This is a genomic window from Croceitalea sp. W27 (assembly GCF_055693185.1).
Genome location: NZ_CM146327.1, coordinates 3,007,371 through 3,027,472 on the forward strand (window position 1 = coordinate 3,007,371; position 20,102 = coordinate 3,027,472).

A 20,102-nucleotide genomic window follows, 5' to 3' on the forward strand; every position below is an offset into this window, starting at 1 on the left:
ATAAGGCCAAAAGTGGATAAATTCATGCGTAAGCTTGCCAACGACGAATTAGGAAGATTAGATGTGGAAGGATATAAAAAAGCCAAGAAAACCCCGCTTATTTTAATTCTTGATAATATTAGAAGCCTAAACAATATTGGTTCGGTATTTAGAACCGCCGATGCCTTCTTGATCAAAAAAATATATCTGTGCGGTATTACGGCAAAACCTCCACATAAAGACATTCATAAAACCGCTTTGGGTGCTACAGAAAGCGTTGATTGGGAGTACCGTGAAAGTACGCTTGATTTGGTTGAAGAACTCCAAAAAAGAAATGTTGAGGTGATAGCAATAGAGCAAGCTGAAAATGCTACTATGCTAAATAATTTTAATACTGAAGAAAATAAGACGTATGCCCTTGTTTTTGGTAATGAAGTGAAGGGGGTATCTCAAGATGTAGTTTCTAAGAGTGATGTAGTATTAGAGATTCCTCAATTTGGCACAAAACATTCTTTAAATATTTCAGTGAGTGCAGGTGTAGTGGTATGGGATTTTTGGACCAAGCTAAGCGTTTAAATTTAAGTTGCAGTGGGGTAGGCAACAAAAAACCCCCGACTTTTGGTCAGGGGCATAACATATAGTTTGAGTTAGTTAGTTTCTGTCTAAGCAGGGTGCTAATAAATAAAAACCATTCGTTATATCCAAATATTTTCTAAAAATTATCTTAATGTGTAAGCTCGATTATACGTGTTTCGAGTAGTGCCAAGATAACCTCGTAATCATCATTATTCTCAACAAAATCAAGGGTTCCCAAATCAATCATTAAGGTGTTTTGATGAGGGTGGCTTTTAATGAAATCCAAGTATCCTCTATTTATCTTTTCTAGATAATCGGCACTAATATTCTGTTCATAGTCGCGTCCGCGTTTCTTGATATTAGATAAAAGTCGGCTCGTATTCTGGTATAAATAGACGTAGACGTCAGGTTTTTTAACTTCGTTATACATAAAACCGAACACCTTTTTGTAGAGCTCAAATTCCTCTTTTTGCAAAGTAATTTTCGCAAAAATGAGTGATTTAAAGATATCGTAATCGCTCACCATGAATTTTTTGAAAAGGTCAAACTGCGAAGTGTCATCTGTAAATTGTTGATAACGATCTGCCAGAAAAGACATCTCTAAAGGAAAGGCGTAGCGCGCTTGGTCTTCATAGAATTTTGGCAAAAAAGCATTATCTGCAAAACGTTCCAAGACGAGTTTTGCATTAAAATCTTCGGCTATTTTTTTGGCAAGCGTGCTCTTACCTGCTCCGATATTTCCCTCGATTGCCAAGAACTGTAATTGAGAAAACAGCTCCATCCTACTTTTATAAAGCCGGTGTTCTGTTTTTTGTAATTTGTTTTTGTCCTTGCATTCCTGTAAAAGATTTCTGGTGTCTTTGTGAAAAACAGGATGATATACTTGTGGGGCAATATCGGCCAAAGGTTTTAAAACAAAATTTCGTTGGGTCATTCTAGGGTGAGGTATGGAGAGCCCCGCCCCATTAAGAATTAAATCATCAAAATAAAGAATATCCAAATCAATGTTTCTCGAAGCGTAACCTTCTTCAGCATCTTTTTTTCTTCCAAAACCAGACTCAATTTTTTTGAGCTGTTCCAAAAGGGCCGAGGGTGATAAAGACGTTTCTATCAAGATACAAGCATTTAAAAAATCTTCACCATCAAAACCCACGGCTGCATTCTCATAAACCGCTGAGGTCTTAAGAATAGTGACTCCTTTTTTACACAAGGCTAATAGGGCCTTTTGTAGGTTTAGGTGTCTATTGCCCAAGTTGCTGCCAATAGATAGATATGCCTGATTCGAATTATTCATATTTCATGGCAAAATAACTAAAACATTTGAAGAGCTAACGCAATTATCCTGTAACATATTTCGTAAAAGGGAGACATACTAACAATGGTTATCTTTGTAGCCGATTTAAATAAAGTGAAATGAAGTTTTTGAGAAATTTACTCGCGGCTATTCTAGGCTGCTTGATTGCTTTTGGTGTTTTATTTTTTATGTTTTTTGTCTTCGCGGCACTTGTTGGCAGTGGCGATGACGGTGTGGTAGTTAAAGAAAACTCGATTTTGGAGTTGAGTTTAAATTCGCCTATAAGGGATTATGAAGGAAAAAATGATTCAGACCCTTTCGGGGCATTATTTGAAGAAGGTCAGGGCTTGGATGAAATACTACATACCATAGCGGTAGCCAAAAATGATGATAAAATAAAAGGGATAAGCATGACCACCGGTTTCTTGCAGGCAGGATTGGCCCAAACACAAGAAATACGGGCAGCTCTTGCCGATTTTAAGGCTGAGGGTAAGTTTATCTATTCATACTCTGATTTTTATACACAAAAAAATTACTATCTGGCAACTATCGCGGATAAACTGTATTTAAACCCATTGGGTGCCATGGATTTTAAAGGTTTGGCCTCTGAGGTATTGTATTATAAAGATTTACAAGAAAAGACAGGGGTGAAAATGGAAGTAATTCGCCATGGTAAATACAAGAGCGCCGTGGAGCCCTATTTATCGAACACCATGAGCGATGCGAATCGTTCGCAAATAAAAGAGTTGATCACTTCTTTATGGACGAGTATGCTAACGGATATCGCTACTTCAAGAAATATTGACATTTCCAATTTAAACGTCATTGCAGATACTTTGGGAGGTAGAACACCTGAATACGCCGTCGCTTCAGGACTCTTAGACGGAAATATGTATTTTGATGAATATGAATCCTTGTTAAGAGAAAGTGTTGCTGTTGAAGCCGATGCAAAGCTGAATTATGTTGATTTTGAAGATTATGCAAAAGTAGCCAGTAAAAAGACCTTAAAAACCGGTGCCGATAAAATTGCTGTTATCTATGCTCAGGGTGAGATTTTATATGGTGAAGGCGGTAAAGATTTTATTGGACAAGGAGTTGTCAACGAGGCCTTAAAAAAGGCAAGGGATAATAAGAGCGTAAAAGCGATTGTAATGCGTGTGAATTCCCCAGGGGGAAGTGCCTTGGTCTCCGATATAATTTGGAGAGAAATAGAACTGACCAAAAAAATAAAACCTGTGGTCGTTTCTTTTGGTAATGTAGCTGCCTCTGGCGGATATTATATTGCTGCCGGAGCTGACAAGATTTTTGCCGAGTCAACAACCATTACGGGCTCCATCGGGGTTTTTGGAACGATACCGAATATAAATGAATTAGCTGCTGATATCGGTGTGAATGCCGAGCAAGTGGGTACCAATAAAAATTCGGTCGATTATTCTTTGTTTGAGCCGATGACCGATACCTTTAGAAATCAAGTTCAAGAAGGTATTGAACAGACTTATGATACTTTTTTACAGCGTGTTGCCGATGGTAGAAATATGTCGATTGCCGAGGTCGATTCTATTGCACAGGGTCGTGTTTGGAGCGGAGTTGACGCCAAAGATTTAGGCCTGGTCGATGAAATAGGAAATTTAGATGACGCCATTGCTGCAGCGGCCGAAATGGTAGATTTAGAAAGTTATGGTATTCGTAAGTATCCAAAATATAAATCTGATTTTGAAAAATTAATGGAAGATTTTGGTGGTGCAAAGGCAAAAGTAGGTGAAGCTTTCATTAAAGAAGAATTGGGCAATGAAGCTTTTCAGATTTTAAAAGAATTTAAGCAACTATCTAAACAAAAGGGAGTTCAGACTAGAATGCCTTTTACCTTAAACATAAAATAAAACCTTGCTATTGTCCCCTTGAGGGGACTTTAGGGGTGTTTTGAATATGACCCAAAAAGACAAAAGAGTTGCGTTTCAAATTTACCTCTATCTTGGAGCTTTGTTTATTACCTCACTGGTAGTATCGAACCTAATTTTTCAAAAGTTTTTTTATTGGAACCCTCTCGGAGATATTAAGATTTTTGGCGCTTCGATATTTGAGATTTCCGTGGGTATTTTGCCTTACCCGATAACCTTTTTGATTACGGATCTAATTTCGGAGATTTTTGGTAAGCGCAAGGCCAACCAAGTGGTGATTGCCGGCATTTTTGCGTCTTTTTTCTCTTTGGCTATTGTTTACACGGCTTCTGCGGTTCCGGCAACGGAATGGTCTCCGGTTTCAAACAGTATGTTTTCAGATGTTTTCGGTAATACCATTGTGGCTGTTTTTGCTTCAATGATGGCCTATCTCTTAGCGCAATTTGTAGATATACAGATTTATCATTTTTGGAAACGTGTGACCAAAGGCAAATACTTATGGTTGCGAAATAACTTTTCTACGTTCTCTTCCCAATTCATAGACACTTTTACCGTTGTACTGCTTTTATGTGCTTTTGGTGAGATTCCGTGGGAGCTTTTTTACGGATTGGTCATCAGTGGGTTTATTTTTAAGATTTTTATAGCATTTCTCGACACCCCTTTGCTTTATCTTTTCGTATATCTATTGCGAAAAAGATTTAACTTAAAAATAGGAGAAGAAATTGAGTTGGATTAATTCAACTTCTTATTTTATTGAAAAACATAAACCATGGCAAAAACAAAGAAGAAATTCTTAAAGATTTTCGGAATCATTTTTTTAGTATTGTTGGCTTTGCTGATTGCAATTCCGTTTTTTCTAGAGGGTAAAATAGCAACCATTGTAAAGAACAAAGTCAATCAGAACGTCAATGCAACGCTTGATTTTGAAGATGCAAAACTTAGTCTTATCAAGAGCTTTCCGAATGCCTATGTAGATCTCACGAATACTTCTTTGGTGAATAAAACTCCTTTCGAGGGCGATACACTTTTTGCAGCAGGTAACGTGGCCTTAAGTATGTCGATAAAAGAACTCTTTAAAAGTGCTGAAGAGCCGATTAGTATAAAAAGCCTGACAGTAGACAATGCCAAACTACATATTAAGGTAGATGAAGCGGAAAATGCCAATTATGATATCGCCAAAGAGACAGTAGATGAAGTAATCACGACTCCGGAAGAAGCTTCGGATAGTTTTACACTGGCTTTAGAATCGTATGAGATAACGAATTCTGAGGTCATATATGATGATTTTGCAACTAAAACACATTTGGTGGTTTCTGAAATCAACCATGCTGGAACGGGTGATTTGTCCTTGGAACAATCAGAATTACAAACCAAAACGGATGCCTTGCTTTCTTTCGAGCTCGATAGCACCAAATACCTGAATAAAAATAAGGTTTCTTTGGATGCGCTTATCGGGATAGATTTAAAAGAAAACAAATATTCCTTTTTAGAGAATAAGGCTTTGGTGAATCAACTACCACTGGTTTTTGATGGTTTTGTAAAGGTCAACGAAGAAAACCAAGAGGTGGATATTAGTTTTAAGACACCATCTTCAGATTTTAAGAACTTTCTTGCCGTAATTCCTGAAGAATATTCCAAGAATATTGAAAGCGTAAAGACCACTGGAAATTTTGAGGTAGACGGGGTGCTAAAAGGTATTGTTGATGATACGCACATTCCAATGTTCAATATCAAATTAAAGTCCGATAACGCATCATTTAAATATCCAGATTTGCCCAAAGCGGTCAAAAATGTATTTATAGATACGGATATCAACAACGAAACGGGTATCACCGAAGACACCTATGTAAGCATCAATAAACTTTCTTTTCAAATAGATGAAGACCGTTTTAATGTAAATGCAAAAATTAGAGAGTTGCTGGGTAATACAAAAGTAAACGCCCATATGGACGGTAAAATGAATTTGGCCAATATCTCCAAGGCGTATCCTATTCCTTCAGATTTAGATTTATCGGGGCTTTTGACAGCTGATGTTACCACGGCTTTTGATATGGCTTCTATAGAAAATAAAAAGTACGAGAATACAAAGACCAGTGGTAAAATGGATTTAACAGGTTTCAAATACAATTCTGAAGAGTTGAAAAATCCAGTGGCCATCAACACAGCTGCCGTTACTTTTAATCCAGGTACGGTTTCATTGAATTCTTTCGATGGTAAAACAGGCCAGACCGATTTTAAGGCTACTGGCATCATAAACAATTTGTTGGGTTTTTTGTTTAATGATGAAAATGTAGAAGGTAATTTTAAGTTGCAGTCCAACACCTTTGCATTAAATGATTTTATGGTTGATGAAGAGGTTTCAACCGATGTAACTTCAGAAACACCAACAACCAATGAACGTATTAAAATACCTTCTTTTTTAGACGCTACTATTGAGGCCATGGCAAACAATGTGCTTTATGATAATCTTAATTTAAAAAATGTTTCTGGGCGATTGAAAATTAAGGATGAAGCTGCGACATTACAGAACTTAACTTCAGATTTGTTTGACGGTAAACTAAATATGAACGGTTCTGTGTCTACAAAAAGCGAAATATCCACTTTTGATATGGCTTTGGGGATGGACGGTTTTAAAATTGGGGAGTCCTTTAAAGCTTTGGACATGTTTAAGGTATTGGCCCCAGTAGCTAGTGCTTTACAAGGAAAACTAAATTCTACCATAAAACTATCCGGGAATCTAAAAGACGATATGACGCCCAGTCTTGGAGCGCTAACAGGTAATATTCTAGCTGAGGTGTTGTCTACCAATATAGATACCAAAAATGCGCCTTTGCTTAAAGCTTTAGATAGTAAATTGAGTTTTTTGGATATGGAGGCAATCGACTTAAAAGGATTGAAAACAGCCTTGTCCTTTGAAAATGGAACAGTGAAAGTGAAGCCTTTCGCGCTAAAATACAAAGACATAACCGTTAATGTGAATGGTAGCCATACATTCGACAGGCAGTTGCAGTACAAAGCCACTTTAGACGTGCCGGCCAAATATTTGGGCGAAGACGTAAATAAGCTTATCGCAAGAATTAATGATGATAGCCTTAAAGACTTGACCATACCGGTTATAGCTAACATCGGGGGTAATTATACCAGCCCAAATGTAACTACAGATTTAACTTCCGGTGTTTCTAATTTAACCAAGCAGTTGGTGGAGATAGAAAAACAAAAGTTATTGAATAAAGGAAAAGACAAAGCTAAAGATTTGTTGGGTGGACTTTTAGGCGGTAATAAAACCGATTCTACGGCAACAGACTCTACCAAAACTTCTACCTCTGAAATATTAGGCGGTCTTCTAGGGAAAAAGAAAGACTCTGTACAACCAGATTCTACTGCTAAAAAAGATGCGGTTAAAGAAGCCGCTGGGAATATTCTGGGAGGTTTATTGGGCAAAAAGAAGAAAAAGGACACTACACAGCAAAAGAATTAGCTTAAGGTATTGTCCCCTTGAGGGGACTTTAGGGGTGTTTGTTATGCTGATTTTGTCAAAATCCACCTTCCCTTGATTAAGGGAAGGAGCTTATTGGGCAAATAGAAGAAAAAGGATACGGTGAATTAGTAACTCAAACTTTGCTAGGTAGAACACCAAACTTTTCCTTAAAGCTTTTTGTAAAATAAGACATGTTGGAGTACCCCACGGAATAGGCAACTTCTGAAACCGAACCCACTTTTTGGGTAAGCATTGTTTTGGCATTGTTCAATCGTATTTCATTCATAAGTTGCCCTGCCGACTTGTTGGTCAGTGCTTTGAGTTTACGATGTAACTGTGCGCGGCTAAAGCCAACTTTTGAAGCAATGTCTTCCACTGTAAGCAATTCATTGTCAAGATTGTCATTAACGATTTTCACCACTTTTTGTAAGAAAGTATCATCTACCGAGCTAAGTTTTAAATCTGAAACTACACTAAGGTCGAGCGATTTAAAATAGTCCCAAAACTTTTTCCGCGCCGTAATTAGGTTTTTTGTGCGAAGTAATAGTTCTTCTGCATCAAACGGTTTGGTCAAATAAGCATCGGCACCTTGTGTAAGTCCCGCTATTTTACTGTATTGGCCTGCTTTTGCAGTAAGTATCATTATGGGAATGTGACTGGTCTTTACATTGTTTTTTAAGGTATTGCACAGTTCATATCCATCTTTTTTGGGCATCATCACATCGCTGATGACTAAATCGGGAATATGTTCAAAAGCCATTCGTTCACCTTGTGCCCCATCTTTTGCAGTAAGAACCCTATAATGTGGTGCTAATATCTCAGCGATAAAACCTTGTAAATCTTTATTGTCTTCCACCAATAAGACCACTTCTTCATGAGCTTGAAGTGACACGGCCCGCTCATTGGAAATTTCATCTAATGATTCGATAATTTCTTTATTTTCTACTAGGGATGAGCCGGGTTTGTCGGCCATATGTGCGCCCTCTGGTAAATCTTCTAAAGTAATGGGAAGTCGAATTTTAAAAGTAGTACCCCTACCTTTTTCACTATGCACATTAATTTGGCCATTTTGTATAGTTACTAATTCTTTGGTCAGTGCCAGACCAATGCCAGACCCGTTGGCTTCGGTGCCTTCAACTCTATAAAAACGATCAAAAATACGGTCGATTTCTTTTTTATGCATGCCATTGCCGGTATCGACAACTTCAAAGGATAGATTTTTGTCCGTTAGACTTACATTAACATGTATTGCCCCTCCCTGTGGTGTATATTTAAATGCGTTTGATAATAGATTATTTACAATTTTTTCAAGCTTGTCTTTATCATAATACGACTCTTCAAATTCCCCTGAAAAATGGGTATTTAAACTAATGTTTTTACGTTCGGCCAGGCTTTCAAATGAAAAGACATGTGTGCGAAGAAATTGAACGAGCCCGCCTTTGCTTAATTTCAACTGAAGATTGCCACTTTCAATTTTAGACAAATCCAATAGTTGGTTGACAAGCGTTTGTAAACGAGCCGTATTCTTTTTAATAATGGAGAACGACTTCTCTGAGAGCTGTACAGATTTATCTTGAAGTTTCTGTGATTGTTTTTCCGCCTGTTGCAATGGACCGTGGATAAGTGTTAAAGGGGTTCTAAATTCATGACTGATATTGGCAAAAAATCGGGTCTTCACTTCGTCCAGATCCTTCATGCGCTGTATTTCTGCCAATGAGCGTTCACCTTCTAGGTATTTCAATTGATTTTGTTCATTGATTTTTTGACTACGATAGGAAATTCCGAAGGAATAAATAACAATCTGCAAGAACATACCTGTAGCGTAAGGATCTATGCCAAAGGGAGGTTTTAGAATACCCATAGACCACAGTGTGCCAAAAATCAAAAATATACTGGCAATAGTGGAGCCCACACCGAAGTAACGCGCAAATGAGTCTTTTTTTATGGTCAAAAGAACAGATAAGATCAAACTACCAATAGCATAAAGATGGAGAAAGAGATAATGTAGACGGTGAGGTGAGGTGAAAAACGGCTTGGGCTTAAAGAATACTATGTATGATATTGTAAGTAAGATTCCGCTCAAAATAAAAAAGGCCAATGCTAAAATGAACTTGTCGAGCAGTGGAAACTTTTCTTTGGAGTTGACAAACGACCGACCAAAAAACCAAAAAGTAAAAAAGATGCCATGCGCCAAGAGCATCCAGACGGGATATCGTAGTGCAATCGTCAAATTACCAATAATTAGGCCTATGGTCATGACATGAGTCAACATGCAGAAAAAAATCCAGACCGAGAACCAGAGATAGACCTGTTCTTTTAGGTATAGAAATTGGAGGAAAAAGTACAGAAAAACGATGAAGGTAACCCCGAACATAAAGGTATTGAAAATACGGTGGTATTGGTATGGTTCATGGTAGAAGGCCTGTTTTGGACTTCGCGCGCTCAAGTTAAAGTAAGCTGGGTACCCCAAGCTATTGCTTTGAACCTTTATGATAAGGGTGACCACGGTATCAGGTGGTAATGCCGCCAAGCTAATATTGTTGAGCACCCAATGCTTTGAGGCTGCCCGCTCTTCTTTAGGGTAGTCAACCCCTGTCTTCTGATTAAAGAGCTGTTGCCCGTTCGCATAGGCATACACATCTACCTTGCCGTTACTTTTACTCCAAGCTGGAGGGCCAATCATGATGTCTTCAAACTGTAAGGTCCACCCTGGTAATTTAGCTTTAGCCCTTAATTGTAATTTGCCCCAATAGGTGATATGGGTTTGTAGCAATCGAGGGAGTTCATCGCCTTGGGTGAAAGATAGGTCGGTGCCATTTAATAATTTATCAACCGACAAGCTTTCTGTGCTATCGGCATATACCTGAAGATAAGGGTCTAAATCATGTACGGGATATTTTGGGTCCAATTCATAGACTTCTTGCCCTGAAATCATATTCAGAAATAGCATAAAAACCGCTAAAAGGGATAATTTCTTCATGTTACGGAATAAAAGATACTGAATTTTGCTGTTGTACCTATTACCACAAAGTTCGATGGTAGACTACTTATATCCTGACAGGGATGTTTCATGAAATAACACTTTTGTTTCATGTAACGAAGTTTGCAACAAAACAATCACAACCTGCAACGACATTGCCATTTTAGAATTCACCGTCCAAATAGATTTGCATTGACATAAATAACAAAAAATATATGATTATGGACAGAAAACGGTTTTTAAGGCAATTAGGAGGAACTAGTTTGATGGCTTTGTTGCCTTTAAGTTCGGCAAAAGCATTTTTTAAGAGTAGTGCATTATCAAAAATTTGGACAAATGCTAAAGTGGTTCGCAACGATGAGGGTACTGAACTACGGATTTTCGGGAACCCTCAACTGCATAAAGTAGTTGGTTCCGATACAGGAAATCAGTTCTTCGAATGGGTTGATGATTTAGCTCCTGGTTCTGGTATACCGCCACATATCCATACCAAGGAAGATGAAGTTTTTAGGGTACTTGAAGGAGAGGTCGAAGTTATGATTGGAGAAAATATAACGATTTTAAAAAAAGGCGATATGGCCTATGCTCCAAAAAATTTGGTGCATTCTTGGAAAGTTGTTGGTAGTCAGAAAGCCAAAATGTTGGTAAGTGCTTTTCCTTCGGGAATGGAACTTATGTTTGACGAATTCCACGCAATGCCAGAAGGTCCACCTGATTTTGAAACGGTAGCCAAAATATCTAAATCCTACGGAATTCAATTTGTATAACAATAAATAATTAAAATCTGTAAATTATGAAAAACGCAAAGCAATTAACAAAGAATTTGATATGGGTCCTGCCAGTAATACTTTTAAGTATTGGTTGCAGTGATGACGAAAATGATGAAATAATGTTAACTCCATTGGAAATTGAAATAGATCAGTTAAAAGCTGCTACTGCAAAGTATAGCGACGTTGGTGTAGCGACAAATGAAGGTTTTTTTGATGCCTCTGGGTTTGTACCCAATATGGGTCATCACTATTTGCTCCCTCCTCGTGTGGATCAAACTTTTGTATTGGAAGAGCCAGAGATACTACTGTACGCACCCGATGAGAATGGTGTTATGCAATTTGTTGCAGTGGAATATGCAATACCAATTGAGGATTTGGACAATCCAGGTTCTCCGCCCGAAGGTTTTACAGGTTCGGAAGATGAATGGGAGATCAATCCAAACTTAAGCCAATGGCAACTTCATGTATGGATTGTAAAAGATAATCCTGAGGGAATTTTTTCACCAACCAACCCTAGTGTAGGAGATGGTAACTAATTTGAATTAGTATTAGTTAGTGTTTAAAATCGTCCATGGGTTTCTTGGGCGATTTTTTGCTTTGAATTCGTTGTGTTACTTTTTTAAGCTACTGTACACAATTTCTTCCAGCTTGCCATCAATTTCGGGGTTATAAGGAGATTGTAATACTTGTCTTAATTGAATTACGATTAATTGATTTGTCGGGTCAATCCAAAACGTGGTGCTAAAAGCCCCGCCCCAACTATAGGTGCCATCGGGCCTTGAAGTTTCGCCTTTAGCTACATGAAAACCATAGCCAAAGCTACCAGTGCCCCAAGGAAAACTAAGCGTGTCTATCTGAGATTTATGCATGGATTGAGCCGTTTCAGGGTTTAAAATTTGGGCATTCCCCAGCTTTCCATCATTGAGCATAGCTTGGCAGAACAGAAAATAGTCCCTAGCTGTACCTGTCATACCACTACCGCCAGACAAATAGGTTTTAGCGCCTTGGGTAGGGTAATTGGGTATGTAAAATGGCCCCATATTTTCTGGCGCAAGTACAATAGTTCCATCAGGTCTGGTTAAATGTACCTTAGCTAGTTTGCTGGTAAGGGAGCCATTAAAATAGAAATCAAACTTATCGGCCCCAATGGGTTCGGTAATATGTTCTCTGATGTAGTCATCTAACTTCATTCCTGAGGCTACTTCTACAACACGCCCTAAAACATCAGTGTTGAGTCCGTACATCCATTTTTCTCCCGGTTCGTGCATCAAAGCCAAATTGCCTAATTTACTGGCAGTTTCTGCTATGGTTATAGGTAAATGCGTACTTAAATCGGGTATGCCGTGCTTGGCCAAAATCGCCCCATTCACTTTAGGATTCATAAAACCATAAGGCACACCAGCAGTTTGTGTTAATAATTGACGAACAGTAGGTATAGTGGCAGTAGCTGTGCTCGTCCATGTAGTATCCACCTCATTAAAATCTGTTAGCACTTCCGTCTCCATAAATGACGGAATGTATTTACCTACCGGGTCGTCTAAATTTAGTTTGCCTGCTTCAACCAATTGCATGGTCGCAACGGAAACTATTGGCTTTGTCATGGAAGCCATTCTAAATAAATGGTCTTTTCGGTAAGGTTCCGTTCGTGTAGAATCTGTCCAACCTACCTCTGATTCATAAATGATTTTGCCATTTTTAGCAATTAAGGTAACTGCACCAGGGTATTTTTTAGTTTCAACAAACTTCATAACCATGGTATCAATTTTAGCTAGACTATCTAAAGACATTCCGACTTCGCTTGGAGAGGCAAATTGAAATTTTTCTATTTCAACGATTTCTTTTTTCTCCGTTTTACATGAGAAGAAAAGAAAAGTGGACAGTAAAACTAACAGGATTTTTGATGTCTTCATTTCGGGTTGCTTATAAATTGAATTAGTTGATGTCGATGCCCACATAATAGCCTTCGCTGCCTCTTACATTAAAAACAGTATTGTCTTCAAAAATGAGGTACTGACCTTTTATTCCTTTTAAAACGCCTTCAAAAGTTGGTGTTTTGTCTAAATTTAAGCTTTGTACTTTTTCAGGGTACTGTAAAACAGGAAACTCTAAATTGGTTTCAGTGTTTGAATTGATATAATATTCTTGTGCTTCTTCAGGAATATGGCTTTTTAGCTTTTCACGCCACTCGACCAAGTTCACATCTTCAACACTATTGGTAAGCATTTTACGCCAGTTGGTTTTATCGGCAACATGCTCTTTTAGGGCAACTTCGGTTACGCCGGCCAAATAGCGGTTAGGTACTTCAACAATTTCAATGGCTTCATGGGCACCTTGATCTATCCAACGAGTAGGTACCTGCGCTTTTCTGGTCACCCCAACTTTTACGTTGCTTGAGTTTGCTAAGTAGACAATATGCGGTTGCAATTGTACGCGTTTTTCGTATGCTAAATCGCGGTCCTCTTTATCTAAATGTGCGGTGCTCAGTTCTGGTTTCATAATCCAATCTCCTGCAGCTGGGGTTTCATAAAAACACGATTTGCAGAAGCCTTGGCGGTAAATAGGCCGGTCGTTACCGCAGCTCAAACATTGAAATTTGATGAACTTAAGCTGTAATTTTTTGTTCAAGGCCTGGTTGAAATTGATAAAATCGTTCTCAAAAACTAAAAAATACTGGATTGGATTACCCAGTTCCGTTTGCATTTTTCTTAAAACACCTTCGTATAACATTGGTTCGGATTGTATTAAATGATATTGAAAATAAAAGCTATTTTAGCTATAAGACCAAGCTGATTTTTCACTGAACTTGTATTGGCTTTTTATTTTTGGCAAAAATACAGTACAAAAAGACAATTTTTTAGCAAATTAAAAAGGTCTATGCAAGTTCACTAGACTAAATATACCTAAAATGCCAATACCTTTATTTAATTCTATTGCATCTTGGCTGCTTAAAAAACGCTATCACCAGATAGAACTTTTTCTAAAGTATCCTGATGATGTACAAGATGAGGTATTACATCAATTATTATCCTATGCCGATGAGACGGCTTTAGGTCGAGAATATGGTTTTGATTCCATTTCTACATATAAAGAGTTTTCTGAGCGCGTGCCAATTGTCAATTATGAAGAAATTGCCCCTTTAATAGAGCGTACACGTAAGGGTGAGCAAAACCTATTCTGGCCGACACATATTAAATGGTTTGCAAAAAGTAGCGGGACTACAAATGCTAAAAGCAAGTTTATACCCGTTAGTTCAGAGGCTTTAGAAGACTGTCATTACAAATCTGGTAAAGATTTGTTATGCCTTTATCTGAACAATAACGAGAATTCTCAATTATTCAATGGTAAAAGTCTGCGTTTAGGGGGCAGTAAAGAGTTGTATGAGGATAATGGAAGTTTCTTCGGTGACCTTTCTGCTATTCTTATAGATAATATGCCGCTTTGGGCAGAGTATAGCAGTACCCCAAGTAACAAAGTGTCTTTGATGAGCGAATGGGAAACCAAACTCGAGGCCATTATTGAAGAGAGTATCAAAGAGAATGTTACTAGTTTGGCAGGTGTGCCTTCTTGGATGTTGGTATTGTTGAACAATGTGATTGAAAAAACAGGTAAGAATCACCTTTTTGAAGTTTGGGAAAATCTAGAGGTCTATTTTCATGGCGGGGTAAGTTTTGCTCCCTATCGCGAACAGTATAGAAAGCTACTTCCGCGAAAGAAGTTTAACTACTATGAAACCTATAATGCTTCGGAAGGTTTTTTCGGGATACAAGACCGCAACAACTCTCAAGATTTGTTGTTGATGTTGGACTATGGAATTTTTTACGAGTTCATTGCTATGGACTCTTATGGAAAGGAAACGCAAAAGACAGTACCTATTTGGGATGTCGAGATAGGGGTTAATTACGCCATTGTAATAACTACCAACGGTGGATTATGGCGATATAAAATTGGTGACACTGTCCGGTTTACTTCTACTGACCCATATAGAATTCGAATAACGGGCAGAACCAAACATCATATTAATGCTTTTGGCGAAGAGTTGATTATCGAAAACGCAGAGGAAGCCTTAAAACAGGTTTGTGTAAAGACAGGCGCTGAAATTAAAGATTATACCGCTGCGCCCGTATTTATGAAGGGCAATGAAAAAGGAGCACACGAATGGATTATTGAGTTTCGTAAATCACCGGATGACATTGCCTATTTTACCGAGTTCTTGGACAATGCCCTTAAATCGCTAAACTCAGATTACGAAGCTAAACGTTATAACAACACTACTTTAAAAATGCCCGAAGTGCATGTTGCCCGTGAAAATTTATTTTATGATTGGTTAAAATCTAAGGATAAATTAGGAGGGCAACACAAAATTCCAAGATTATCTAATGATAGATGTTATGTAGAAGAGTTGTTGGATATCAACAAGGAATAACCTAAAACAGACCACTTACACATATTATCGATAATCTACGAAAACGTTTTCGTAGATTTAAACCATTCATCGAACAAATTTCTTGCTTGAACAAATAAATAAGGATTTGCGACGTTTAAGGTTGAAGTTTGTTATAAGATAATTCCCCAATCTTAAAACTTAGATCAAACAAAAGTTAAAAATTATGGCAGAAAAATTACTAATTCTTTCCGATATGTGGGGCGTAAAAAAGGGGCTTTGGATAACCTCTTATTTCGGATACCTTCAGCAGTATTATGATATTACTTTTTACGATTGTCAGCAACTTGCTAACATAGACGAGCTTATCAATACAGAGGAAAATTTACATAAAGCGTTTACAAACGGAGGTATAGATACGGCAGTGGCCCACCTACTTAAAAAAGAGAAAGAGGCTAGCCATGTTTTGGCCTTTAGTACCGGGGGAACCATAGCTTGGAAAGCTGCATTAAAAGGGCTTCCGATGAAATCGCTTACGGCAATTTCGGCTACACGTATTAGAATGGAAGATGCTTCTCCAGAAGTAGATATGAATCTAATTTTTGGCGAATGTGATAAATTCAAACCTGAAATGAAATGGGCGAAAGAAGTTGGTGTTTCCTTAAATGTTATTCCAAGTTTTGGGCATGAGCTGTATTCTGATGAAAAGATTATTGGTGATGTCTGTATGGAACTTTTACATAAAGTAACCAAAAAGGCAGTGTAAAATCGATATAAAGTATAAAAAAAGGAGCCCTCAAATTGAGGGCTCCTTTTTTATTTCAAATCATCTTCAAATTAAGATACGGCCTTGAGTTTCTTAATGGTTTCATAAGACAGCTTTTCTTCTGCATACGCTTTGGTTACCTTAAATTCTTTTTCTTCGCTGCTAGGTAAACTAAACATAGCATCTGTAAACACCGCTTCGCACAACGAACGGAGTCCTCTTGCGCCTAATTTGTATTCTATTGCTTTTTCTACCAAATAGTTAAGAGCTTGTTCGGTGATACTAAACTCAATACCATCCATGGTAAACAATTTTTCATATTGTTTGATGATAGCGTTTTTAGGTTCGGTCAAAATAGCACGTAAAGTCTTTGCATCTAAGGGATTCATATGTGTTAAGACAGGAAGACGACCAATAATCTCTGGTATCAATCCAAAATCTTTTAAATCTTTCGGAATGATGTACTGTAAAATATTCTCTTGGTCTAAGTTGTCTTCGGCTTTTGATGCGCTATAACCAACAGCTTGCATGTTCAAGCGTTTGGTAATCATTCTTTCGATACCATCGAAAGCACCACCGGCGACGAACAAAATGTTCTCGGTGTTAACCTCAATAAATTTCTGGTCTGGATGCTTTCTTCCTCCTTTTGGTGGCACATTGACTACAGTACCTTCTAAAAGTTTTAAAAGCCCTTGCTGTACTCCTTCACCCGAAACATCTCGCGTAATGGAGGGGTTATCGCTCTTACGGGCAATTTTATCAATTTCATCAATAAAAACAATGCCACGCTCCGCTTTTTCTAGATTATAGTCGGCAGCTTGTAACAAACGGGTTAGAATACTTTCTACATCTTCCCCTACATAACCAGCTTCGGTAAGTACAGTGGCATCAACTATGGCTAAAGGCACATTGAGCATTCGAGCTATTGTTTTAGCAATTAAGGTCTTACCCGTACCAGTTTGCCCGACCATAATGATATTGCTTTTTTGGATTTCAATATCATCTTCCTTACTCTTGGGCTGTAATAATCTTTTGTAGTGATTATAAACAGCGACCGACATTACTTTTTTGGTACGTTCTTGGCCAATTACAAAAGTGTCTAGAAATTCTTTTATCTCCATTGGCTTTTTTAAGACCAATTCTGATGAAAGATCATTATTCTTTGATTGCTTTGACTCTTCTGAAACAATGCTATAGGCTTGCTCAATACATCTATCGCAAATATGAGCATCCAGACCCGCAATCAAAAGATTGGTTTCTGGTTTTTTTCTTCCGCAAAATGAGCATTCTAGATTTTCCTTTGCCATAAAAAGCATTAAAGTTTACAGTACACTAACGCAAAAAGCCCAAGAATGGTTTACTTTGCGACGTGTAGTTGGTCGAAATTATTATTTATCTCTTACTAAGATTTCGTCAATCATACCGTATTTCTTGGCATCATCTGCTTTCATCCAATAATCACGGTCACTATCCTCATAAACCTTGTCATAAGTTTGACCCGAATGATTTGCAATGATTGCGTATAATTCTTCCTTTAGTTTAAGTATTTCTTTAGCGGTAATTTCAATATCACTTGCTTGGCCCTGAGCGCCTCCCATGGGTTGATGAATCATGACCCTAGAATGGGTCAGTCCGCTACGTTTTCCTTTCTCACCTGCGCAGAGGAGCACAGCTCCCATAGATGCCGCCATTCCGGTACAAATTGTTGCCACGTCAGGTTTGATAAACTGCATCGTATCATAAATGCCTAAACCTGCATATACACTGCCACCAGGTGAATTTATGTAAATAGATATGTCTTTATTGGCATCGGTACTTTCTAAAAATAGCAATTGGGCCTGAACTATATTTGCGACTTGATCATTGATACCCGTGCCAAGAAAAATAATACGATCCATCATTAATCGAGAGAAAACATCAAAAACAGCGATATTCATCTGACGCTCTTCAATAATGTTCGGTGTCAAGTTTACCGGGTACATACTACTGACGATTTGGTCATAGTACATGCTGTTTATGCCTTGATGTTGAGTGGCGTATTTTTTAAATTCTTTTCCGTAATCCATAGAATTTTTAAAGCTTATTTTAATAAAAAACGGTTCTGAAAACTCAAGTTTTCAGAACCGCAAAGATACATATTATTTAGAATGCTATTTGTAGGCCTCTTTTATAAAGTTATCATAAGTAACTTCTTTAACCTTAAGATTAGCCTTTTCTTTATAAAGATCCAACAGCTTTTGACTCATAAGTTGCTCTGACATTCTTTTAACTTCTTCTTGATTGCCCATGACTCTTGTAGCAACATTTTCAAGCTCTTCTTCGGTCGGGTTTAAATGCCCGTATTGTGCCATTTGAGATTTTATAAAACCTTTAGCAAATTCTTTTAATTCATCGAATTGAACTTGAAGATTGTTTTCATTGATGATTCTGCCTTCAATGAGTTGATAACGAAGTCCTTTTTCTGATTTTTCATATTCTTCACTAGCTTCATCTTCTGATAACGGATTTTCGCCACTTACCTGAATCCACTTTTTAAGGAATTCGGTCGGAAGGTTAAATTTTGTTTCATCAATCAGCTTTTCAGTAATATCATTCAATAACTTTTGATCGGCCTGTTGCTCGAATTGTTTTTCAGAATCTTCTTTGATACGTGCCTTAAGCTCTTTCTCCGATTTGATATTACCTTCTCCAAAGAGCTTGTCAAAAAGCTCTTGATTTAGTTCTGCAGATTCTCTTTCGTTAATTTCTTCAATCGTAAAAGATACTTCGGTATTTAACTTTTCAGCCTTTTCTTTTGCAATACCAAGGGCAGATGGTAATAGGTAATCTTCTTTAAATAAACCTTTGGTTTTTATGGTAACGACATCACCAACTTTTTTACCAACCAAAGCATCGATAGCTTTTTTGCTTTTAATTTTATCCAGCTCAACCGTAGTTTTGTTATCTATTTCTTCAGATTCATTCTTGAAAACCCCTGATACTTCATCAGTTTTGCCAACTTCAGCTTTAGAAATCAATTTTCCGTACTGTTTTTGAATACGTTCTACTTGCTCATCGACCATTTTCTTATCAGCAACAATTTTGTATTGGGTTATTGCTTTTTTGGTCTTCACATTAACCTTAAAATCTGGGGCAAGACCTAATTCGAATTCAAAGGCGAATTCGTCGTTATCCCAATCAAAACCATCTTGTTGTTTCGGCAATGGGTTACCCAAAACATCAAGTTTTTCTTCAGTTAGGTATTTATTCAAATTGTCTTGTAACAATTTGTTCACTTCATCAACTAAAACAGCTTTTCCGTATTGTTTTTTGATAAGCCCCATAGGAACCTGACCTTTTCTAAAACCAGGAATATTCGCTTGTTTTCTATAGTCTTTTAAGATAGTATCTACCTTTTCTTGATAATCATCTTTGGTGATAGCTACTTTTACTACTGCATTTAAGTCGTCTATCTGTTCTTTTGTAATATTCATCTGAAGTTAACTATTAGCTTTTCTAAAATGGGTGGCAAAAATACTATATTTTGTATTGCTTGCCAACTTTTTAAGCTATTGAAAACCAAACTATAACTTACTATTTTTTATCCTCTTTTAAAATAGAATATAAAATAGATTGAAATAAAGAAAGTAAGAGGCTAAAAACTATTGCCCATAAAACACCATTAACCGTGAAACCGTCAATGAAATTACTGGCCAATAAAATGATAATCGCATTGATCACCAGCAAAAACAAACCAAGGGTAATAATGGTGACAGGTAAGGTCAAAATCACCAATATGGGTTTGACAATGAAGTTTAAAAGGCTTAGAACTACAGCAACAATAATTGCGGTAACATAACTATCTACGCTTACGTTGGGCAGTACTTTTGAAAGTATAACAACGGCCACGGCGCTAAGTAAAATTCTGAGAATAAGTTTCATGATAAAGGGTTTCTTTCAGCTACAATTTATGGATTTTAAATCTTTCAAGAATTACAGCA

Annotated in this window: 16 protein-coding genes; 8 read left to right on the plus strand and 8 right to left on the minus strand. The window is 37.5% G+C overall.

All coding sequences use genetic code 11. From position 1 onward, the window contains the following. Positions 1-24 precede the first annotated feature (24 nt). A complete protein-coding gene (locus ACZ1GR_RS13555) occupies positions 25-555 on the plus strand; it encodes an RNA methyltransferase (RefSeq protein WP_472609470.1) in 531 nt (176 codons plus the stop codon). 148 nt (positions 556-703) lie between these two features. Here the strand turns inward: ACZ1GR_RS13555 and folK are convergent, their stop codons facing one another. Further along, the gene (folK, locus tag ACZ1GR_RS13560) at positions 704-1,849 is read right to left on the minus strand and encodes a 2-amino-4-hydroxy-6-hydroxymethyldihydropteridine diphosphokinase (RefSeq protein ID WP_472609471.1); all 1,146 of its coding nucleotides are present in this window, start codon (positions 1,847-1,849) and stop codon (positions 704-706) included. Between the two features lie 119 nt (positions 1,850-1,968). On the opposite strand from folK, the gene sppA reads away from it, so the two are divergent. Genes sppA through ACZ1GR_RS13575 form a run of 3 tightly spaced genes read left to right on the plus strand, consistent with a single transcriptional unit; the run spans position 1,969 to position 7,225 of the window. Further along, a complete protein-coding gene (gene sppA / locus ACZ1GR_RS13565) occupies positions 1,969-3,729 on the plus strand; it encodes a signal peptide peptidase SppA (RefSeq protein ID WP_472609472.1) in 1,761 nt (586 codons plus the stop codon). A 46-nt stretch (positions 3,730-3,775) separates the two neighbouring features. Next, the gene (locus tag ACZ1GR_RS13570; protein WP_377768036.1) at positions 3,776-4,483 is read left to right on the plus strand and encodes a queuosine precursor transporter; all 708 of its coding nucleotides are present in this window, start codon (positions 3,776-3,778) and stop codon (positions 4,481-4,483) included. 33 nt (positions 4,484-4,516) lie between these two features. Continuing rightward, on the plus strand, positions 4,517-7,225 hold the full coding sequence (locus ACZ1GR_RS13575; RefSeq protein ID WP_472609473.1) for an AsmA family protein: 2,709 nt from the start codon (positions 4,517-4,519) through the stop codon (positions 7,223-7,225). Positions 7,226-7,358: 133 nt separating this feature from the next. Here the strand turns inward: ACZ1GR_RS13575 and ACZ1GR_RS13580 are convergent, their stop codons facing one another. Next, positions 7,359-10,205, minus strand: coding sequence for an ATP-binding protein (locus ACZ1GR_RS13580; protein WP_472609474.1), 2,847 nt, complete (start codon positions 10,203-10,205; stop codon positions 7,359-7,361). 221 nt (positions 10,206-10,426) lie between these two features. Here ACZ1GR_RS13580 and ACZ1GR_RS13585 point away from each other — a divergent pair, with 221 nt between their 5' ends. Next, positions 10,427-10,972: a cupin domain-containing protein gene (locus ACZ1GR_RS13585; RefSeq protein WP_472609475.1), complete on the plus strand. Its 546-nt coding sequence runs from the start codon at positions 10,427-10,429 to the stop codon at positions 10,970-10,972. A 26-nt stretch (positions 10,973-10,998) separates the two neighbouring features. Next, a complete protein-coding gene (locus ACZ1GR_RS13590) occupies positions 10,999-11,511 on the plus strand; it encodes a hypothetical protein (protein WP_472609476.1) in 513 nt (170 codons plus the stop codon). A gap of 75 nt (positions 11,512-11,586) precedes the next feature. Here ACZ1GR_RS13590 and ACZ1GR_RS13595 read toward each other — a convergent pair whose 3' ends face one another. Then, positions 11,587-12,885 carry a serine hydrolase domain-containing protein gene (locus tag ACZ1GR_RS13595; RefSeq protein WP_472609477.1) on the minus strand — a complete coding sequence of 433 codons (1,299 nt, stop codon included), beginning with the start codon at positions 12,883-12,885 and terminating at the stop codon, positions 11,587-11,589. Between the two features lie 22 nt (positions 12,886-12,907). Further along, positions 12,908-13,702, minus strand: a complete 795-nt coding sequence (locus ACZ1GR_RS13600) for a DUF2797 domain-containing protein (RefSeq protein ID WP_472609478.1) — start codon at positions 13,700-13,702, stop codon at positions 12,908-12,910. Positions 13,703-13,880: 178 nt separating this feature from the next. Between ACZ1GR_RS13600 and ACZ1GR_RS13605 the strand changes: the two genes are divergently transcribed. Next, positions 13,881-15,398 carry a GH3 auxin-responsive promoter family protein gene (locus tag ACZ1GR_RS13605; protein WP_472609479.1) on the plus strand — a complete coding sequence of 506 codons (1,518 nt, stop codon included), beginning with the start codon at positions 13,881-13,883 and terminating at the stop codon, positions 15,396-15,398. 184 nt (positions 15,399-15,582) lie between these two features. After that, positions 15,583-16,122 carry a hypothetical protein gene (locus ACZ1GR_RS13610; protein ID WP_472609480.1) on the plus strand — a complete coding sequence of 180 codons (540 nt, stop codon included), beginning with the start codon at positions 15,583-15,585 and terminating at the stop codon, positions 16,120-16,122. A gap of 71 nt (positions 16,123-16,193) precedes the next feature. Here ACZ1GR_RS13610 and clpX read toward each other — a convergent pair whose 3' ends face one another. The 4 genes from clpX to ACZ1GR_RS13630 form a co-directional block, all read right to left on the minus strand. Then, a complete protein-coding gene (gene clpX / locus ACZ1GR_RS13615) occupies positions 16,194-17,429 on the minus strand; it encodes an ATP-dependent Clp protease ATP-binding subunit ClpX (RefSeq protein WP_377767378.1) in 1,236 nt (411 codons plus the stop codon). A gap of 81 nt (positions 17,430-17,510) precedes the next feature. After that, positions 17,511-18,188, minus strand: coding sequence for an ATP-dependent Clp endopeptidase proteolytic subunit ClpP (gene clpP, locus ACZ1GR_RS13620; RefSeq protein WP_377767377.1), 678 nt, complete (start codon positions 18,186-18,188; stop codon positions 17,511-17,513). An 84-nt stretch (positions 18,189-18,272) separates the two neighbouring features. Further along, entirely contained in the window at positions 18,273-19,595 is a 1,323-nt protein-coding gene (gene tig, locus ACZ1GR_RS13625; RefSeq protein ID WP_472609481.1) for a trigger factor, read from the minus strand. A gap of 100 nt (positions 19,596-19,695) precedes the next feature. After that, a complete protein-coding gene (locus tag ACZ1GR_RS13630; RefSeq protein ID WP_472609482.1) occupies positions 19,696-20,043 on the minus strand; it encodes a phage holin family protein in 348 nt (115 codons plus the stop codon). Positions 20,044-20,102 lie beyond the last annotated feature (59 nt).

What these genes read in the sequence shown, in the direction of transcription:
- tig (WP_472609481.1), bottom strand. Translation starts at nt 19,595, where the DNA reads ATGAATATTACAAAAGAACAGATAGACGACTTAAATGCAGTAGTAAAA.
- ACZ1GR_RS13570 (WP_377768036.1), top strand. Translation starts at nt 3,776, where the DNA reads ATGACCCAAAAAGACAAAAGAGTTGCGTTTCAAATTTACCTCTATCTT.
- folK (WP_472609471.1), bottom strand. Translation starts at nt 1,849, where the DNA reads ATGAATAATTCGAATCAGGCATATCTATCTATTGGCAGCAACTTGGGC.
- ACZ1GR_RS13575 (WP_472609473.1), top strand. Translation starts at nt 4,517, where the DNA reads ATGGCAAAAACAAAGAAGAAATTCTTAAAGATTTTCGGAATCATTTTT.
- ACZ1GR_RS13590 (WP_472609476.1), top strand. Translation starts at nt 10,999, where the DNA reads ATGAAAAACGCAAAGCAATTAACAAAGAATTTGATATGGGTCCTGCCA.
- ACZ1GR_RS13580 (WP_472609474.1), bottom strand. Translation starts at nt 10,205, where the DNA reads ATGAAGAAATTATCCCTTTTAGCGGTTTTTATGCTATTTCTGAATATG.
- ACZ1GR_RS13600 (WP_472609478.1), bottom strand. Translation starts at nt 13,702, where the DNA reads ATGTTATACGAAGGTGTTTTAAGAAAAATGCAAACGGAACTGGGTAAT.
- clpX (WP_377767378.1), bottom strand. Translation starts at nt 17,429, where the DNA reads ATGGCAAAGGAAAATCTAGAATGCTCATTTTGCGGAAGAAAAAAACCA.
- ACZ1GR_RS13555 (WP_472609470.1), top strand. Translation starts at nt 25, where the DNA reads ATGCGTAAGCTTGCCAACGACGAATTAGGAAGATTAGATGTGGAAGGA.
- ACZ1GR_RS13595 (WP_472609477.1), bottom strand. Translation starts at nt 12,885, where the DNA reads ATGAAGACATCAAAAATCCTGTTAGTTTTACTGTCCACTTTTCTTTTC.
- ACZ1GR_RS13610 (WP_472609480.1), top strand. Translation starts at nt 15,583, where the DNA reads ATGGCAGAAAAATTACTAATTCTTTCCGATATGTGGGGCGTAAAAAAG.
- clpP (WP_377767377.1), bottom strand. Translation starts at nt 18,188, where the DNA reads ATGGATTACGGAAAAGAATTTAAAAAATACGCCACTCAACATCAAGGC.
- ACZ1GR_RS13630 (WP_472609482.1), bottom strand. Translation starts at nt 20,043, where the DNA reads ATGAAACTTATTCTCAGAATTTTACTTAGCGCCGTGGCCGTTGTTATA.
- ACZ1GR_RS13605 (WP_472609479.1), top strand. Translation starts at nt 13,881, where the DNA reads ATGCCAATACCTTTATTTAATTCTATTGCATCTTGGCTGCTTAAAAAA.
- ACZ1GR_RS13585 (WP_472609475.1), top strand. Translation starts at nt 10,427, where the DNA reads ATGGACAGAAAACGGTTTTTAAGGCAATTAGGAGGAACTAGTTTGATG.
- sppA (WP_472609472.1), top strand. Translation starts at nt 1,969, where the DNA reads ATGAAGTTTTTGAGAAATTTACTCGCGGCTATTCTAGGCTGCTTGATT.